Here is a 14367-nt window from a genome sequence, read left to right as displayed (position 1 = left end):
GCCCCTTGAGCCGTGAATGTACGCAGATAACCCCAGTGCGCCATCGTTTCCCCAGTTTTCCCCAGACCATGAACCCCACGTTCACGGACACGTCTGCGTCCCGACCCCTCGGGTCCTGCTGAAGCTTCGCGATCCCACATCGAGAAGGTGTCCTCGTCGTCCCAAACCGACGAGGCGTGCAGCAGGCACTGCAGACGGTCATCACTGTAGCGGATTCGGCCGCCTGACGGAAGCGCTTCCCGAGGGTGAGTGAAAACCCGTTCCGGAATACCGCATGCGAGGGTGCACCCGGAGCTAGTCTGTCGCGGTGACCGCGCACCCGACATCGAGTCCTCGCTTCCGTCTGCAGCCCATGCGGCCGCGCGGCCCCGGACAGCCGCATCGGGCCGCGAGTCCGCTGGAGCTCTTCTTCGACCTCGTCTTCGTGGTGGCGGTGAGCATCGCCTCGGCGCAGCTGCATCACGCGCTGAGCCACGGCGACTTCCTCCACGGGATCACCTCCTACGCGATGCTCTTCTTCGCGATCTGGTGGGCGTGGATGAACTTCACCTGGTTCGCGACCTCGTTCGACACGGACGACTGGCCGTACCGGATCGCCACGTTCGTCCAGATGGCGGGCGTCCTCATCCTCGCCGCCGGGATCCCCGGGGCCTTCGAGGAGGGCGACTTCACGCTCCCCGTGGTGGGCTACGTCGTCATGCGGATCGCGGTGGTGGCGCAGTGGCTGCGCCTCGCGGAACGAGGGCCCGCTCCGGCGCGTCGCTCTGCGGTACGCCCTCGGCATCGCCGTCGTGCAGGTGCTGTGGCTTCTGTTCCTGCTGATCCCGTCCGGCCCCATGCAACTCGCGGCCTTCGTCGTCTTCGCGCTTATCGAGATCGCGGTCCCGGTGTTCGCCGAGCGCCGGCACCAGACACCCTGGCATCCGCACCACATCACGGAGCGCTACGGTCTGTTCACTCTCATCGTGCTCGGCGAGAGCCTCCTCGCCTCCGCCAACGCGATCATCGACGCGCTGGACGAGGTGGAGGCCCTGGGTCCGCTCCTGGCCATCTCGGCCCTCGCCTTCGTCGTGACGGCGGCGTTGTGGTGGATCTACTTCTGGCCGCCCCACCACCGGGCCATCACCACTCTCGGCCGTTCGCTGCGCTACGGCTACACGCACTACTTCGTCTTCGCGGCGGCCGCGGCCTTCTCCGCCGGCATCGAGGTGGAGCTGGACGTGATGACGGGGGAGAGCCATCTCGCTCCCGTGGCGGCCACCTTCACGGTGTCCATCCCGATCGCGGTGTTCCTCATCGGGATCTGGTGGGTCGCCATCCGCGACAATGCCGACCGCGTCGTCAACACGGTCATCCCCGTGGGGGCGCTGCTCGTCCTGCTCGACCCGTTCGTGCCCGTGCCGGTGGCGCTGACGGCAGCGGTCATGGTGGGGATCGTGGCGGTGCTGGTGATGCGGCCGCCGATTCCCCGCGGCGCCGCGGCGACGGACGCCTGAGCGCCGCGGTCAGACGCTGGCGGCGAACAGGTCCAGGCATTCGACGCGCAGGCGCGCGATCGCCTCGGTGTCACCGCGGAGGTGACGGATGAGGGCGTGCTGCATCATGCCGTCCGTCAGCGCATACGCGAAGAGCGGCGTGAAGCGGCAGGGCCGACCGCGCAGCTCGGAGTAGCGCTCGACCACGCGCCAGATGGCCTCCTGCAGGTCCGCCTCGACCTCCGCGATCGTGTCGCCGAAGCCGGACTCGAACAGCGATTGATTGCGGAGGTCGTACCAGAGCCGGTGCAGGCGGGCGTCGTCGTGCACGCTCCTGGCGAGCTCCTCCGCGGCGCCGGCCGCCAGGTCCTCCGCGGTCTCCGCCTCCTCCATGACGGCGAGGTAGCGGTCACCGAGCCCGCCCTTGGAGATCCGCACGGCCTCCGCGATGAGGTCGTTCTTGTCGGTGAAGTAGTAGTGCAGGGCTCCGTGCGAGAGCTCCGAATGCTGGGCGATCTCGCGGAGTCCCGTCCTGGCGAACCCGCGCTCGGCGATCGCCTCCAGCGCCGCTTCGGCCAGCGCTCGCCGGCGGATCGCGAACTTGTCCACCCCTGCGCGTTCCGCCCGCTTGGTCGCCGTCGTCATGCTGTGCCCCCGGTCTCGTCCCCTTCGGGATCGGTGCGGGCAATGCTATGGCATTCTCGCGGATCTGGACAGACGTCCAGGAAAAACTTGACAGGTGCCAAGCCGCGTGTTGCACTGGATGCGCCACGGCCGCGCATGTCCCCTGCATGCCGGCCGTCTTCGTGGCCGCGCGAGCGATTCCCCCATCGCCCCGGCCCTGCGTTGTCCGCCGAGTTCTTCGAGCGCCAGCGCTGCAGAGCGGAGCGATGTCCCCGCATCCTCCGCTCTGCTCCCGCTTCTAGGCTCCTCATCGGTCGCGCATAGCTCCCTGATTGTTCACTCGTCGAGCATCGGGGGCAACGCCGCCCACGCTCGAGAGGAGCACATCATGAGCCGAATCCCCGAACCGACGTCGACGCCGCAGGGGCCCATGTACGAAGGACGACCGCTGGATCGCGCGGACGAAGAGGTGGTCGACCAGGGCGTCGCCTTCGATCTCCGGACGCTGATGAGCCGCCGCGGGCTCCTGATCGGCGGCGGCCTCGGCCTCGGCGCCGTCGTCCTCGCCGCCTGCGCCCCGGCAGCCACCGGCTCGTCGTCGACGACCGCCACGCCCACGCCCAGCGCCGGCGCCACCGCATCGGACTCCGCGATCACGGAGATCCCGGATGAGACCGCCGGTCCCTACCCGGGCGACGGCTCGAACGGTCCCGACGTCCTCGACGAGGCGGGGATCATCCGCCAGGACATCCGCTCGTCCATCGACGGCGGTGCCACCGCGGACGGGGTCCCGCTCTCGTTCGAGTTGCAGATCCTCGACCTCGCGAACGGAGGGGGGCCGTTCGCGGGCGTCGCCGTGTACGCCTGGCACTGCAACGCCCAGGGGGAGTACTCGCTCTACTCGTCGGGGCTCGAGGACGTCTCCTATCTCCGAGGGGTGCAGGTCGCTGACGAGGACGGCAGGGTCTCCTTCACGTCCGTGTTCCCCGGGTGCTATTCGGGGCGGTGGCCCCACATCCACTTCGAGGTCTACCCGGACGCGGCGTCGATCACCGAAGCATCGAACGCGATCGCGACATCCCAGCTCGCGCTGCCCGAAGACGCCTGCGGAGCGGTCTACGCGGAGACGGCATACGCCGGATCGGCGGACAACCTGGCACGGATCACGCTGACCTCCGACAACGTCTTCGGCGACGACGGCGGGGCATCGCAACTCGCGACGACGACGGGGAGCGTCGCCGGCGGCTACACGGCGACGCTCGTGATCGGCGTCGACACCACGACCGCCCCGAGCGCCGGTTCCGCACCGGGCGGGAGCGGGAGCGGACGCCCACCGGGAAGTTGAGGTCGTCGGAGCGTGGTTCCGTGGATCTGCTAAACTGATCGTGCAACGTGTGCGTTTCGCCCCCTCTCGGCCGCCTCGTCGCCACTGATCAGGGCCATCCACGGACCACGCACATCGACGCGCGCGGAATCCGCCCTCGGTCTCTTCACGTGCGGAGCGCGACAGCGCGCCCGCCCCACAGCAATGAGCATGAGCATGAGCACCACCACCATCCCTCCGTCCACCCCTCTCACCTGGAAGCAGGCCGACGTCGACGTGCACGTCGCCACCCGGAACGGCGAATTCGCCGGATTCGTCGAGTTCGACGGATTCGCGCACCGACTGCGGGACGAGCGTGGCACCGATCTCGGATCCTTCCCCTCCCTCGACGACGCCTTCCGTGCGCTCGCCGAGGCGAACGAGCCGAAGCGCGCAGCGGCGTCGCCGTCTCGCCCGCGCCCCCGCCGTCGGCGCATGCGGCGGGCGCGAGCCTGACTCGTATGCCGGCTCGCGTATGCGGGCGCGGTTAGTGTGGCCACAGCGATCGGCATCCGCCCTTGGCTACCTCAGCTCAAGGGCTCCCGATCGGCAGGAGAGCATCATCTCCCTTTCACCCTCCCCGTCCGTCACCGCCACTCTGGGGCCCGTGCGTCAGACCTATGCCGGCAACGCGGACTTCCCGCCGCTCGCCCGGGCCTACCGGGACGTGCAGCAGGTCGTGAAGGAGACCGGCCTCCTGCAGCGGACGCCCGTGTTCTACTCGCTCGTCGGCGCCGCGCTGGTCGTCGCCTTCGCCGGTTGCGTCGCCGGATTCCTGCTCCTCGGTGACAGCTGGTTCCAGCTGCTCATCGCCGCCGCCCTGGGCATCGTCTTCACGCAGGTCGCGTTCCTCGCGCATGAGGCCGCGCACCGCCAGATCCTCTCCACAGGACCGGCGAACTTCCGCCTGGCCCGCGTGCTCGCCGGCATCATCGGCATGAGCTACCACTGGTGGGATTCCAAGCACACCCGCCACCACGGCAACCCGAACCAGGTCGGCAAGGACCCTGACATCCAGGTCGACACCATCTCCTTCCTGGAGGAGGATGCGGCACAGTCGCGTGGCATCGTCCGGCTCATCACGCGGAAGCAGGGCTGGCTCTTCTTCCCCCTTCTGACGCTGGAGGGGCTCAACCTGCACTTCCTGGGTCTGAAGCACCTGATGACGCGCAAGAACGTGAAGGGTCGCTGGATCGAGCTCGGACTCATCGTGCTGCGGTTCGCCGTCCTCCTCGTGCCGCTGTTCCTCCTGCTGCCCGTCGGCATGGCCTTCGCGTTCCTGGGTGTGCAGCTCGCGGTCTTCGGCGTCTACATGGGCGCATCCTTCGCCCCCAACCACAAGGGCATGCCGGTCATCGCGCCCGACGCCAAGCTCGACTTCTTCTCGAAGCAGGTGCGCACGTCGCGCAACATCCGCGGCGGGTGGTGGGTCACCGGGCTCATGGGAGGCCTCAATCACCAGGTGGAGCACCACCTCTTCCCGAACATGTCGCGGCTGCACCTGTCGAAGGCGCGCGGCATCGTCCGCGACTACTGCGCCGCCAACGGCATCCCGTACACGGAGACGAGTCTCGGGCGCTCGTACGCGATCGTCATCGCCTACCTGAACCGGGTGGGCCTGGCGGCGCGCGACCCGTTCGACTGCCCCGCGGCGGCACAGCTCCGTCGCGCCTGACGCACACGGAGACGACGAAGGGGCGAGCAGACAGCTGCTCGCCCCTTCGTCGTATCCGCGCGGATCAGCGCTTCGAGTCGTCCGTCTCGACGACGTCGATCGTGATCTTCTCCAGCGGACGATCGTCGTCGAGCTCGTCGTCGAGGACCTCGTCTCCGCGGAAGCTCTCGACGGACGCCTCGACGACGTCGTCCTCGTTCTCGTCGTCGTCCTCGTCGATCGTGGCCTCTGTCACCGCGATCTCCGTGGGGAGGCTGTCGTCGCTGAAGATGCCGTCGGGCCGGATGAGCTCGCGCACCTCGGCCATGAAGCTGGTGAGCTGCTGCTGCTGCCACCGCAGCTGACGGGCTCGGTCCTCGGCGTCGCGGAGGACGGTGGAGGTGTGCCCGGTCACCGCATCGACGATCTTCTGCGACTTCACGCGGGCACGCTCGAGGATGTCCCGCGCACGGACCTGTGCGTCGGCCTCGATCGCCTGCGCCTGCGAGCGCATGAGCTTCTCGTAGCCGTCGGCCTTCGCGGAGATGCGCTGGGCGTGCTCCAGCGAGGCCGTCACCTGCTCGTTGGCGTCGGTCGTGATGCGCTCGGCGTGGGCGACGGCCTGGTTGTGGAGGACCAGGAACTCCTGCTGCGCGTCGTCCTGCCGGCGGGTGAGGGTCTCCTCGAACTCCAGCACGCGGGCGTTCATCTCGCGTACCTCGCGCTCGGCGTCCGCCCGCAGCTGGGTGGTCTCGCGCGTGACGAGGGAACGCAGCGCGGCGGCCCCCTTCTCGGCCTCGGTGCGGATCGCCGTGGCCTCCTGCGACGCCTGGCTGACCTTCTCCGCGGCGTGTGCGGCCTCGCGCTCGATGCGCGCCTCATGGGCCGTGTACTCGGTCTCCATCTTCAGTCGCACCTGGTCGGCGTCGCGCTGAGCCTGGGAGATGATGCGCTCGGCATCCGCCTCGGCCTCGGCGCGCTGCGCGGCGACTTCTTCGCGGGCAGAGGTCATCAGGCGGTCGGCCTGCACGGCGGCGTTCTGGATGAGGACGTTCGCCTGCTCCTCGGCCACCCGCAGGATCGCCTCGAACTGCTGGCGAGACGGCGCTTCCTCACCGTCGGCCTGCGGCATGTCGACGAGCTCGGAGGTGAGCGTCGCCACCTGCTGCTCCGCGTCCGAGGCCTTGGCGTTCGCCGCGGCGAGCTCGGCCTCGAGGGCCTCCCGTGCCTCTCGCTCCTCCGCCTTGACCGCGTCGACGGACTCGGCCTCGCGGGCCTTCGCCTCGGCCACCTCGTCGGCCGCCTGCTGGAGCTGGGCCCGCATCGATGCGAGCGCGGCGTCGACCTCGCCCTTGTCGTAGCCGCGGAATCCGATGGTGAATGCGGCCGAGGATGAGGGCGACGTGTCGCGGGGATTCGTCTCGATCAGCTGATCGAAGAAGTCCGGCGACCGCTCGTCGTCGCGGGGAGTGCCCGAGGATTCGCTCATGGGTTCAAGCCTTTCTGGCGTGTCCGCGACACGAAGCGGACTTCGTTTCCGTGGACGGGATCGCAAGCACGGAGGAGGAGGCCTCCGGCATGCGCCACGACCGGGTCGTCATCCGAGTCCCCGCGGGGCGCGGCGCGCGTCTAGCCTAATTGCGTCGCCTGAGAATCGTGACCCCCATCTGCGGGGGCCGGTGAACGCTGATCAGGCCTGGCGGAACCAGCGCGCGTTGCGGTCGTCGAGCACAGGGCCCCGCTCGAACACGGAGACGGGTCCGTCGGCCACCTCGATCTGACGGGTAGCGGCCTCCGCGGCCACCAGGGCCCGCAGCTCCCGCCACAGCGGCGCGGTCTGCGGGAAGCCGAGGTACTCGCGGAAGGTCTCGACGCGCAACAGCGTTCCCTCGGGACCCGGAACCAGTCGTGCGACCGTGTCGTCCGGTTCCACGAAGCGGATACCCAGTGCGTCGTCGGGGAGCAGAGAGAAGCTTGTGCCGCGGTCCGCGATGACCGTGCGCACGATCTCGGCCGCGGCTGTGGGGGAGTCACGGACGACCAGCGTGGCACCGAGATCGGCGAGGATCTCCTCCGTGCGGGCAGCGGTGTACCGATCGCCCGCACGCTGTCCCGCGGAGGACGCGCTGCGCCGTACCCACCCCCGCAGGAACGCCGCTCCGACGATGAGGCCGAGGATGATCACGAAGAGAGCCGGGATCACTGCGGTGTCCACGGGCAGCGCCCCTTCCGTACCGGACGTCGGAGCGCGTCAGCGCGGGTCGGTGAGGTGGTCCAGGTGAAGATCGCCGGAGGCGTTGAGAGCCTGCACGATCTGCTGGATGCGGTGCGGGTCCACCGCTGGCGGCTCCGCGTCGTCGAAGCCGAACTGCAGGGGGATGGCGGGGTGGATCCACACGCTGGCCCGCCGGTCGATGCCGCCCTCGAGAGGCCGCCACGTCATCATGAAGCTCTCCTGTCGGCGCAGCTTCGTGGCGATGACGATCTTCAGATGCGCGAGCGTCTCATCGTCGATGAGGATCGGATCCGAGTGCCCGTCGTACCGGAGTCTTCCCATAATGCTGACGGTACACCCCTCCGGGGTCTCACCCCGTCCGGGGCGCGAGAGCAGCGGAACGGGAGCGAAGGGGGTGGCGTTCGCGTCGCGGGACGCCCGCCCTTGGTACGGTGACCGCGGAGGACACCACGTCCCCTGGGGCCGCCGAGCAAGAGAGAACTTCGAGATGAAGCGCACGTCCCGCTTGCGTCTTGGTCGCATCGGGATCGTCGCCGTGCTCGCGATCGTGCTGGGATCCCTGGTGCCGGCCCTCACCACGACCGGCTCCGCGGTCGCCGCTTCCGACGGCTACATGGTCTATCCGGCCTCGGGCAACATCCAGTCGAAGGTCGGAGACGGCTGCCTCGGCAACTATCGCGCGCACGACGGCATCGACATCTCCCGGAACGGCGGGACACCGATCCTGGCGGCGTACGACGGTGTGATCAAGAGCCGCACGTCGAACGGCGGCTACGGCAACTACGTCGATGTGCAGCACCCGGGCGGCTACGTCACCCGGTACGCCCACATGGCGGCATCCGGCTGGTACGCACCGGGCACGAAGGTCCTGCGCGGGCAGCAGATCGGCGTCGTCGGGAACACCGGCAACTCCGCCGCCTACCACCTGCACTTCGAGGTGTGGCTGAACGGCAAGGTCTACTCCCAGATCAACCAGGGTTTCACCTGCCTGTCGAACGTCACGCGAGGTGGGACGATCCCGCTGTTCTTCCCCGGTCTCGGAGCCAGCGATTCGGCGGGGATCGATACCGCTGACTTCACCGGTAACGGAAAGGCCGATCTTCTCGTCGTCGCGGGCAACGGGGACCTCCGGCTGCGGGCGGGGAACGGCCGAAGCGGCCTCGCCGGCCCGACCACGCTGTTCGGAGGCGGGTGGGGGAACTCCCGACGGCACATCACCCACTCGGACTTCAACGGAGACGGCCATGCGGACATCCTCGTGGCGCGCTCCGACGGCGCCCTGGAGTTCTACGCCGGGAACGGTGCCGGCGGCTTCCGCGCAGCGACCACCCCGGGAGCCGGGTGGTACGGAATGCGTCACGTCACATCCGGTGCGGATTTCACCGGGGATGGACGGCAGGACGTCATCGGGGTGTCCCCGACCGGGACCCTCGTGATCTTCCCCGGCAACGGGGCGGGCGGCTTCCGCACTCCGAACGTCACCGTGGGCAACGGCTGGGAGGGTTTCCACTACCTCGTCGCCGGAGACTTCGACGGGGACGGACGGGGTGACCTCATCGGGGTCGCCGGTGATGGCGTGCTGAGGCTCTACACCGGCGCGTCGGGCCTGCGTACCTGGCGTCAGGCCGGGACTGGGTGGCAGGAGATCACCGAGGTCACCGGCGGCGCGGACTACAACGGGGACGGCCGCGCAGACCTCGTCGCGCGCACGGCCGCAGGACAGCTCTATCTCTATCCGGGAAACGGCGCCGGAGGGTTCGGTACCAGGATCCTCATGGCCTCGGATGCGGCGGACTACCTCGCGATCGAATAGCCCCGTCGCGTGACCGTCCCCCGCCGACGCGTATCGTGGGCGCATGGCCGCTCCGACCCTCGATGACATCGCGGCGGCGCTCTACGCCGGGCCGCCCGAGGAGTTCACGGCCGCCCGGAATGCGCGGGCGAAAGACCTCGACGATCGCGCGCTCGCCGCGGAGGTGAAGGCGCTGCGCAAGCCGGCAGTGGCTGCTTGGGTCGTCAACGTCTTCGCGCAGGAGCGTGCCGCGCAGCTCGGGGAGGCCCTGGCGCTGGCGGCGGAGCTGCGCGAGGCGCAGGCGGATCTGGACGCTGCGGCGTTGGCGAAGCTCGGCCGGGAGCGGCGCGCGCTGACCCGGCGGCTCGCAGAGACCGCCGCGGACCTCGCGGGCTCCCGCGGAGAACGAGTGACGGCGGCGACGCGGGATGCGGTCGAGCAGACGATCTCCGCGGCGTTCTTCGACCCGGACGCGGCGGCCGCCGTGGCGTCCGGACGTCTCGTGCGGACGTTGGAACCTTCGGGCACGGCGGACGACATCCGCGACGCGGTGGCCGGAACGCTCCCCGCACTGCAGCCCCAACCCCCGCGTCCACCGGACGAACTGCAGGAGCGCCGGAAACGTCGGGACGCGGAACGTCGGGTGGCTGCTGCGGAGAAGGACCTCGCGGCGGCGGAGCGCGCCCTCGCGAAGGAGGACGAGGCGGTGCAGGCGCTGCACGACCGCGCCGAGGAGCTGGCCCACGGAATCGCCGAGCTGGAAGCGCAGCTGGAGCAGCTGCGTCAGGAGGCCGACCGCGTCGACCGCGACCGTCCCGCCGCGGAGGAGAGGCGCACCGCGGCCGTGGAGAAGAAGGACACCGCTGCCGAGGCCGTGCAGGCGGCGCGCGAGGCCCTCGACGACCTCTGAGCGTCAGCGTCGGGCGGCGGTCTTCTCCTCGTCGGAGTTCGGCGTCCATCCGAACCAGCCGTCGTCGGACGGGATGACGCTCCAGTCGCCGCAGACGAAGACGGTGCTCGCCTCGTACGCGGAGGGGGCATCGTCCAGAGTCCAGGTCGGGGCGGAGGTCCGCTCCGTCTCCACGCAGTCCTCCGGCAGTTTGGTCGTGCTCGCCAGCAGGAGGACGGCGTCGTCGGCGTCCTCGATGGTCGACGTCCGGAGCGTGAGCGTGGTCGCGTCGTCCGGAACCCAGTCCGCATCGACCGGCGCGTCTGCGCGGAAGGCCTCGACGTCATCGAACGTCCTGGTCGACTGCTTGTGTACGAGACCCTCCACGGCGGCGCATCCGCCGAGCAGCAGGGTGCCGCCGAGGAGCAGAGCGGCAGCGGGGAGGAGGTGTCGTCGTGTCATACCTCCACTTTGCTGGCGTGGCTCGCGGGGGGCGTCAGTCGGGGGAGGTATCCCTCGTCACCCGGAGGAGTGATCTCTGCCGAAGGCGCCTCCGATAGCCTCGGGGGATGCGGGAGGAAGTCCTCGAGGGCGGCAATGCGAGCGGACCCGTCGTGCGGGTCGGGGACACCGTCCGCAAAGCGTGGACAGCCGCGACCCCGCACGTCATCGCCTATGTGCAGGCGCTGCGGGACGGCGGCGTCGATGCGCCGGAGCCGCTCGGCAGAGACCCGCAGGGGCGGCAGATCATCGAGTTCCTCCCCGGCACGCTCGCGATGGATGCCGCACCGCTCTCCGCCGCCGAGCTCGGCCGCGTGGGCGGGATGGTCCGCCGGATCCATGACGTCTCGGCGCGGTACGTCCCTGCTGCCGATGCGGTCTGGGAACCACCCCTCTCGCCGCCCGCGCAGGAGCTCATCTGCCACAACGACCTGGCGCCGTGGAATCTGATGCTCGGCGACCGTTGGGTCTTCATCGACTGGGACGGCGCCTCCCCGAGCACCCGCTCGTGGGATCTCGCCTTCTCCGCGCAGACGTTCGCGCTTCCGGATCCGGCCCGAGACCCGCAGCGCTCCGCCGATGACCTCGCAGCCTTCGTCGACGGATACGGCGCCGACGAGGAGCTGCTCGCGGTGCTCCCGGACATGATGCGCCGACGCACGCAGGCGATGCTCGATCTGCTGCGCTCGTCCGCAGAGGTGGGACGCGAGCCGTGGGGGACCATGTACCGCACTGGTCACGGGGCGCACTGGGCGGCGGTGCTCGACTACGTCACCGCGCATCGGGGTGTGTGGCAGCGCGCGCTGGCGTGACGTTCCGCATGTCTGGTTCTCCTAGGGTGATCGACATGAGTGACGACCTCGGCCGCGCAGTGATCGCGGATCTCTGCCGGATCCCGAACCCGGAGTCGATCGACAGGACGGCGTACGTCGACCTCGGCGGTGTCTCCCAGTTCGTCTCGATCCGCGGGCGCAGCACACGGAACCCCGTGCTCGTCGTCTGCCATGGCGGCCCGGCCCTGCCGTCGCTGCCCTCGTCGTGGATCTGGCAACGAGGCGTGGAGGAGTACTTCACGGTCGTCAACTACGACCAGCGCGCGAGCGGCAAGTCCGCGAGCGCAGTATCCGAAGGCATGGACCTCAGCGTCGACCGGTACGTCGACGATCTCGCGGAGCTGATCGCGTGGCTCCAGCGGGAGCTCGGCGTGCACAAGGTCGGAGTCCTCGGGCACAGCTGGGGGACGGTCCTCGGTCTCACTCTGGCCCAGCGGTGCCCCGACCTGCTGTGGGCGTACATCGGCGTCGGCCAGGTCATCTCCGGTCCCGAGAACGAGGAGGAGAGCTTCCGCCACGCGATGCAGAGTGCTGTCGCGGACCGGAACGAGCAGGCGATCTCCGAGTTGCAGGCGCTCGGGGAGTACCCCGGCGAGGAGCCGTTGACCGTCGAACGCATCGTGACCTGCCGGAGATGGGCGCAGTACTACGGCGGCCTCTCGGCGTATCGCTCCGACTTCGCCTACTTCACCGACTCGCAGGAGCTGTCCCCGTATTACACGGACGCCGACCTGAGCCTCATCGGTGTCGGGCAGCGCGCGACCATGCCCGAGGTGCTGCCGGCCCTGCTCGGCTTCGACGCCCGCGATCAGACGGCGTTCGAGGTGCCGATGCTCCAGTTCCTCGGACGACACGACTGGACGACGCCCACCGGACCGGTGGCCCGCTGGCTGGAGACCGTGACGGCGCCCGCGACGCACGTCGTCTGGTTCGAGAACTCCGCACACCTGTGCATGTTCGAGGAGCCGGGGAAATTCCTCGTGAGCCTCGTGACCCACGCGCTGCCGCACGCGGTCGCCGCGGGGGAAAGCAAAACCCCCGCCATGTAGAAGCTAGGCGAGGGTTTCTGGGCTGATTGTAATGATCAGCCGTGTGGCTCCGACCGGCATCGATCCGGTGACCTTTCGATTTTCAGTCGAACGCTCTACCAACTGAGCTACAGAGCCGCGCGGCGATGATGCTGCCGCGTCCTAGACGAAGAGCCCTCTCCGAAGAAAGAGCTCGTCGCACGGAGCGACCCTGACGGGACTTGAACCCGCGACCTCCGCCGTGACAGGGCGGCACGCTAACCAACTGCGCTACAGGGCCATACTGGTGTTTTCAATTGTATCGGATGGAGTGACCCCAACGGGATTCGAACCCGTGCTACCGCCGTGAAAGGGCGGCGTCCTAGGCCGCTAAACGATGGGGCCGAGTCAGTCCCGGGGGACTTCCTTGCCGACGCTCAAGCATAAGGGATCATCCGGGCAAATCGCGAATCGAGGCCCGAACCCGCTTCCCCCGGGCGTGTTCGAGCGGGACCATGGAGGAGCCGGGGATGCCGTTCGCGCCGTTCCAGGAGTCTGGTGCTGGTGTGAAAGTTGTTGTTACTGTGGCATCTGTGAAACCGGCGGAAGGGGCCGTGTGAACGAGAAGACCACGCAGGATGCGGCACTCGCGGCATCCGCGGACTGCGGGTGTGCGCCCACCCCGGCGGAGCGCCGTACCCTCTTCCGCGACGGGATCAGCCGCCGCGGCGCTCTCGGACTCGGCGCGCTCAGCGTCGTCGCCCTCAGCGCGTTCGGCATCTCGTCCGGTGTCACGGCCGCGCACGCCGCGTCGTATCCGAGCTGGGACGACGTGCAGAAGGCCAAGCAGAACGAGGCCTCCAAAGCCGCAGAGGTGAAGCGCATCGAGGGGCTGATCCAGTCGCTCACGCAGAAGGTCTCCGAGACACAGGCCGCGGCCGAGGTCGCCTCGACCGAGTTCTACAACGCGCAGCAGGCCTACTTCGCCGCGATCGCCGAGGCCGACTCCCTGCAGGAGAAGGCGGACGCACAGGCCGCCGTCGCCGACGAGTCCGCCCGCAAGGCCGGCCAGGTCGCCGCACAGCTCTACCGCAACGGCGGTGACGACACCTCGCTGGAGCTGTTCTTCGCGGATTCCGCCGCCAACGCTGACGAACTCCTCGCCCGCCTCGGCTCCATGGACAAGCTCCTCGAATACAACAAGACCGTCTACAACGACGCGGTCGCCGCGCGGAACTCCGCACAATCCCTCAGCGATCAGGCCGTCGTCGCCCGTGACGAGCGCGACCGCCTGCAGAAGATCGCCGAAGAGAAGATGGTCGCGGCGCAGCAGGCCGCCGACGCCGCGCAGGCCGCGCTCGACGAGCAGTCCTCGAACCTCGCCACCATGCAGGCGCAGCTCGCCGCGCTGAAGGACACCACCGCGACCACCGTCGCCGGCTACCAGAAAGGCGTCGAGGAGCGCGAGAAGGAGCGCAAGCGCCGAGAAGCCGCCGAGGCCGCCGCGAACGCCGGCGGCAACAGCGGCGGCGGCGGGACGCCGGGGAGCGGCGGCTGGGTGCGTCCGCACGGCGGCTACCGCAGCTCCGGCTACGGCCCCCGCTCGCAGCAGTGCAACGCCAACGGCTGCTCGTCGAGCTGGCACTACGGCGTCGACCTCGCCAACGGCTGCGGCGCGGCGATCTACGCGGCGCACTCCGGGACCGTCGACGCGGCCTTCTACAACGGCGGGTACGGCAACTACGTCCGCATCCAGCATGGCGGCGGCATCGCGACGGGCTACGCGCACATCAAGCCCGGCGGGTTCGCCGTCCGGAACGGCCAGTGGGTGCGGGCCGGCCAGGTCATCGCCTATGCGGGCAACACCGGCGGTTCCTTCGGCTGCCACCTGCACTTCGAGGTCTACATCAACGGCCGCTACACGAACCCCATCGACTTCATGGCGAGCAAGGGCATCTCCGTCTGACGGACGGCTGGACAGCGGAAGACCCCC

Annotated in this window: 13 protein-coding genes, 3 tRNA genes and 1 pseudogene; 9 read left to right on the top strand and 8 right to left on the bottom strand. The window is 69.2% G+C overall.

Annotated features, from left to right (window positions below):
- Positions 1-352: 352 nt before the first annotated feature.
- Positions 353-1496, top strand: a pseudogene (locus AB1285_RS12545) (low temperature requirement protein A).
- A gap of 9 nt (positions 1497-1505) precedes the next feature.
- On the opposite strand, the gene AB1285_RS12540 reads toward AB1285_RS12545, so the two are convergent.
- Entirely contained in the window at positions 1506-2120 is a 615-nt protein-coding gene (locus AB1285_RS12540) for a TetR/AcrR family transcriptional regulator (RefSeq protein ID WP_187663198.1), read from the bottom strand.
- 367 nt (positions 2121-2487) lie between these two features.
- Between AB1285_RS12540 and AB1285_RS12535 the strand changes: the two genes are divergently transcribed.
- The 3 genes from AB1285_RS12535 (at position 2488) to AB1285_RS12525 (ending at position 5137) form a co-directional block, all read left to right on the top strand.
- Positions 2488-3444 (top strand): intradiol ring-cleavage dioxygenase, encoded by a 957-nt coding sequence (locus AB1285_RS12535; protein WP_370428387.1) that lies wholly within the window; start codon positions 2488-2490, stop codon positions 3442-3444.
- A gap of 195 nt (positions 3445-3639) precedes the next feature.
- Positions 3640-3918, top strand: a complete 279-nt coding sequence (locus tag AB1285_RS12530; RefSeq protein WP_370428386.1) for a hypothetical protein — start codon at positions 3640-3642, stop codon at positions 3916-3918.
- A gap of 151 nt (positions 3919-4069) precedes the next feature.
- The gene (locus tag AB1285_RS12525) at positions 4070-5137 is read left to right on the top strand and encodes a fatty acid desaturase family protein (protein ID WP_232089173.1); all 1068 of its coding nucleotides are present in this window, start codon (positions 4070-4072) and stop codon (positions 5135-5137) included.
- A gap of 64 nt (positions 5138-5201) precedes the next feature.
- On the opposite strand, the gene AB1285_RS12520 is transcribed toward AB1285_RS12525, so the two are convergent.
- From AB1285_RS12520 to AB1285_RS12510, 3 genes are all read right to left on the bottom strand, one after another.
- Entirely contained in the window at positions 5202-6605 is a 1404-nt protein-coding gene (locus AB1285_RS12520) for a cell division initiation protein (protein ID WP_280564746.1), read from the bottom strand.
- A gap of 201 nt (positions 6606-6806) precedes the next feature.
- Positions 6807-7331: a hypothetical protein gene (locus AB1285_RS12515; protein ID WP_187663203.1), complete on the bottom strand. Its 525-nt coding sequence runs from the start codon at positions 7329-7331 to the stop codon at positions 6807-6809.
- Positions 7332-7367: 36 nt separating this feature from the next.
- Positions 7368-7673 carry a hypothetical protein gene (locus AB1285_RS12510; RefSeq protein WP_187663204.1) on the bottom strand — a complete coding sequence of 102 codons (306 nt, stop codon included), beginning with the start codon at positions 7671-7673 and terminating at the stop codon, positions 7368-7370.
- Positions 7674-7839: 166 nt separating this feature from the next.
- On the opposite strand from AB1285_RS12510, the gene AB1285_RS12505 reads away from it, so the two are divergent.
- Both AB1285_RS12505 and AB1285_RS12500 read left to right on the top strand, forming a co-directional pair.
- Positions 7840-9165, top strand: coding sequence for a VCBS repeat domain-containing M23 family metallopeptidase (locus tag AB1285_RS12505; RefSeq protein WP_363444758.1), 1326 nt, complete (start codon positions 7840-7842; stop codon positions 9163-9165).
- A 43-nt stretch (positions 9166-9208) separates the two neighbouring features.
- Positions 9209-10054, top strand: coding sequence for a transposase (locus tag AB1285_RS12500; RefSeq protein ID WP_370428385.1), 846 nt, complete (start codon positions 9209-9211; stop codon positions 10052-10054).
- 3 nt (positions 10055-10057) lie between these two features.
- Here the strand turns inward: AB1285_RS12500 and AB1285_RS12495 are convergent, their stop codons facing one another.
- Entirely contained in the window at positions 10058-10495 is a 438-nt protein-coding gene (locus AB1285_RS12495; protein WP_370428384.1) for a hypothetical protein, read from the bottom strand.
- 107 nt (positions 10496-10602) lie between these two features.
- Here AB1285_RS12495 and AB1285_RS12490 point away from each other — a divergent pair, with 107 nt between their 5' ends.
- On the top strand, positions 10603-11346 hold the full coding sequence (locus tag AB1285_RS12490) for a phosphotransferase (RefSeq protein ID WP_370428383.1): 744 nt from the start codon (positions 10603-10605) through the stop codon (positions 11344-11346).
- Positions 11347-11381: 35 nt separating this feature from the next.
- A complete protein-coding gene (locus AB1285_RS12485) occupies positions 11382-12416 on the top strand; it encodes an alpha/beta hydrolase (RefSeq protein WP_370428382.1) in 1035 nt (344 codons plus the stop codon).
- 44 nt (positions 12417-12460) lie between these two features.
- On the opposite strand, the gene AB1285_RS12480 is transcribed toward AB1285_RS12485, so the two are convergent.
- The 3 genes from AB1285_RS12480 to AB1285_RS12470 form a co-directional block, all read right to left on the bottom strand.
- Positions 12461-12533: transfer RNA gene (locus AB1285_RS12480), tRNA-Phe, on the bottom strand.
- 68 nt (positions 12534-12601) lie between these two features.
- Positions 12602-12675 (bottom strand) — tRNA-Asp (locus AB1285_RS12475).
- A gap of 31 nt (positions 12676-12706) precedes the next feature.
- A tRNA-Glu gene (locus AB1285_RS12470) sits at positions 12707-12779 on the bottom strand.
- Positions 12780-12990: 211 nt separating this feature from the next.
- Between AB1285_RS12470 and AB1285_RS12465 the strand changes: the two genes are divergently transcribed.
- Positions 12991-14340, top strand: a complete 1350-nt coding sequence (locus AB1285_RS12465; protein WP_370428381.1) for a peptidoglycan DD-metalloendopeptidase family protein — start codon at positions 12991-12993, stop codon at positions 14338-14340.
- The last annotated feature ends 27 nt before the right edge of the window (positions 14341-14367 follow it).

This window comes from Microbacterium sp. NRRL B-14842 (genome assembly GCF_050470785.1).
This window is presented reverse-complemented; position numbering and strand designations above follow the sequence as displayed.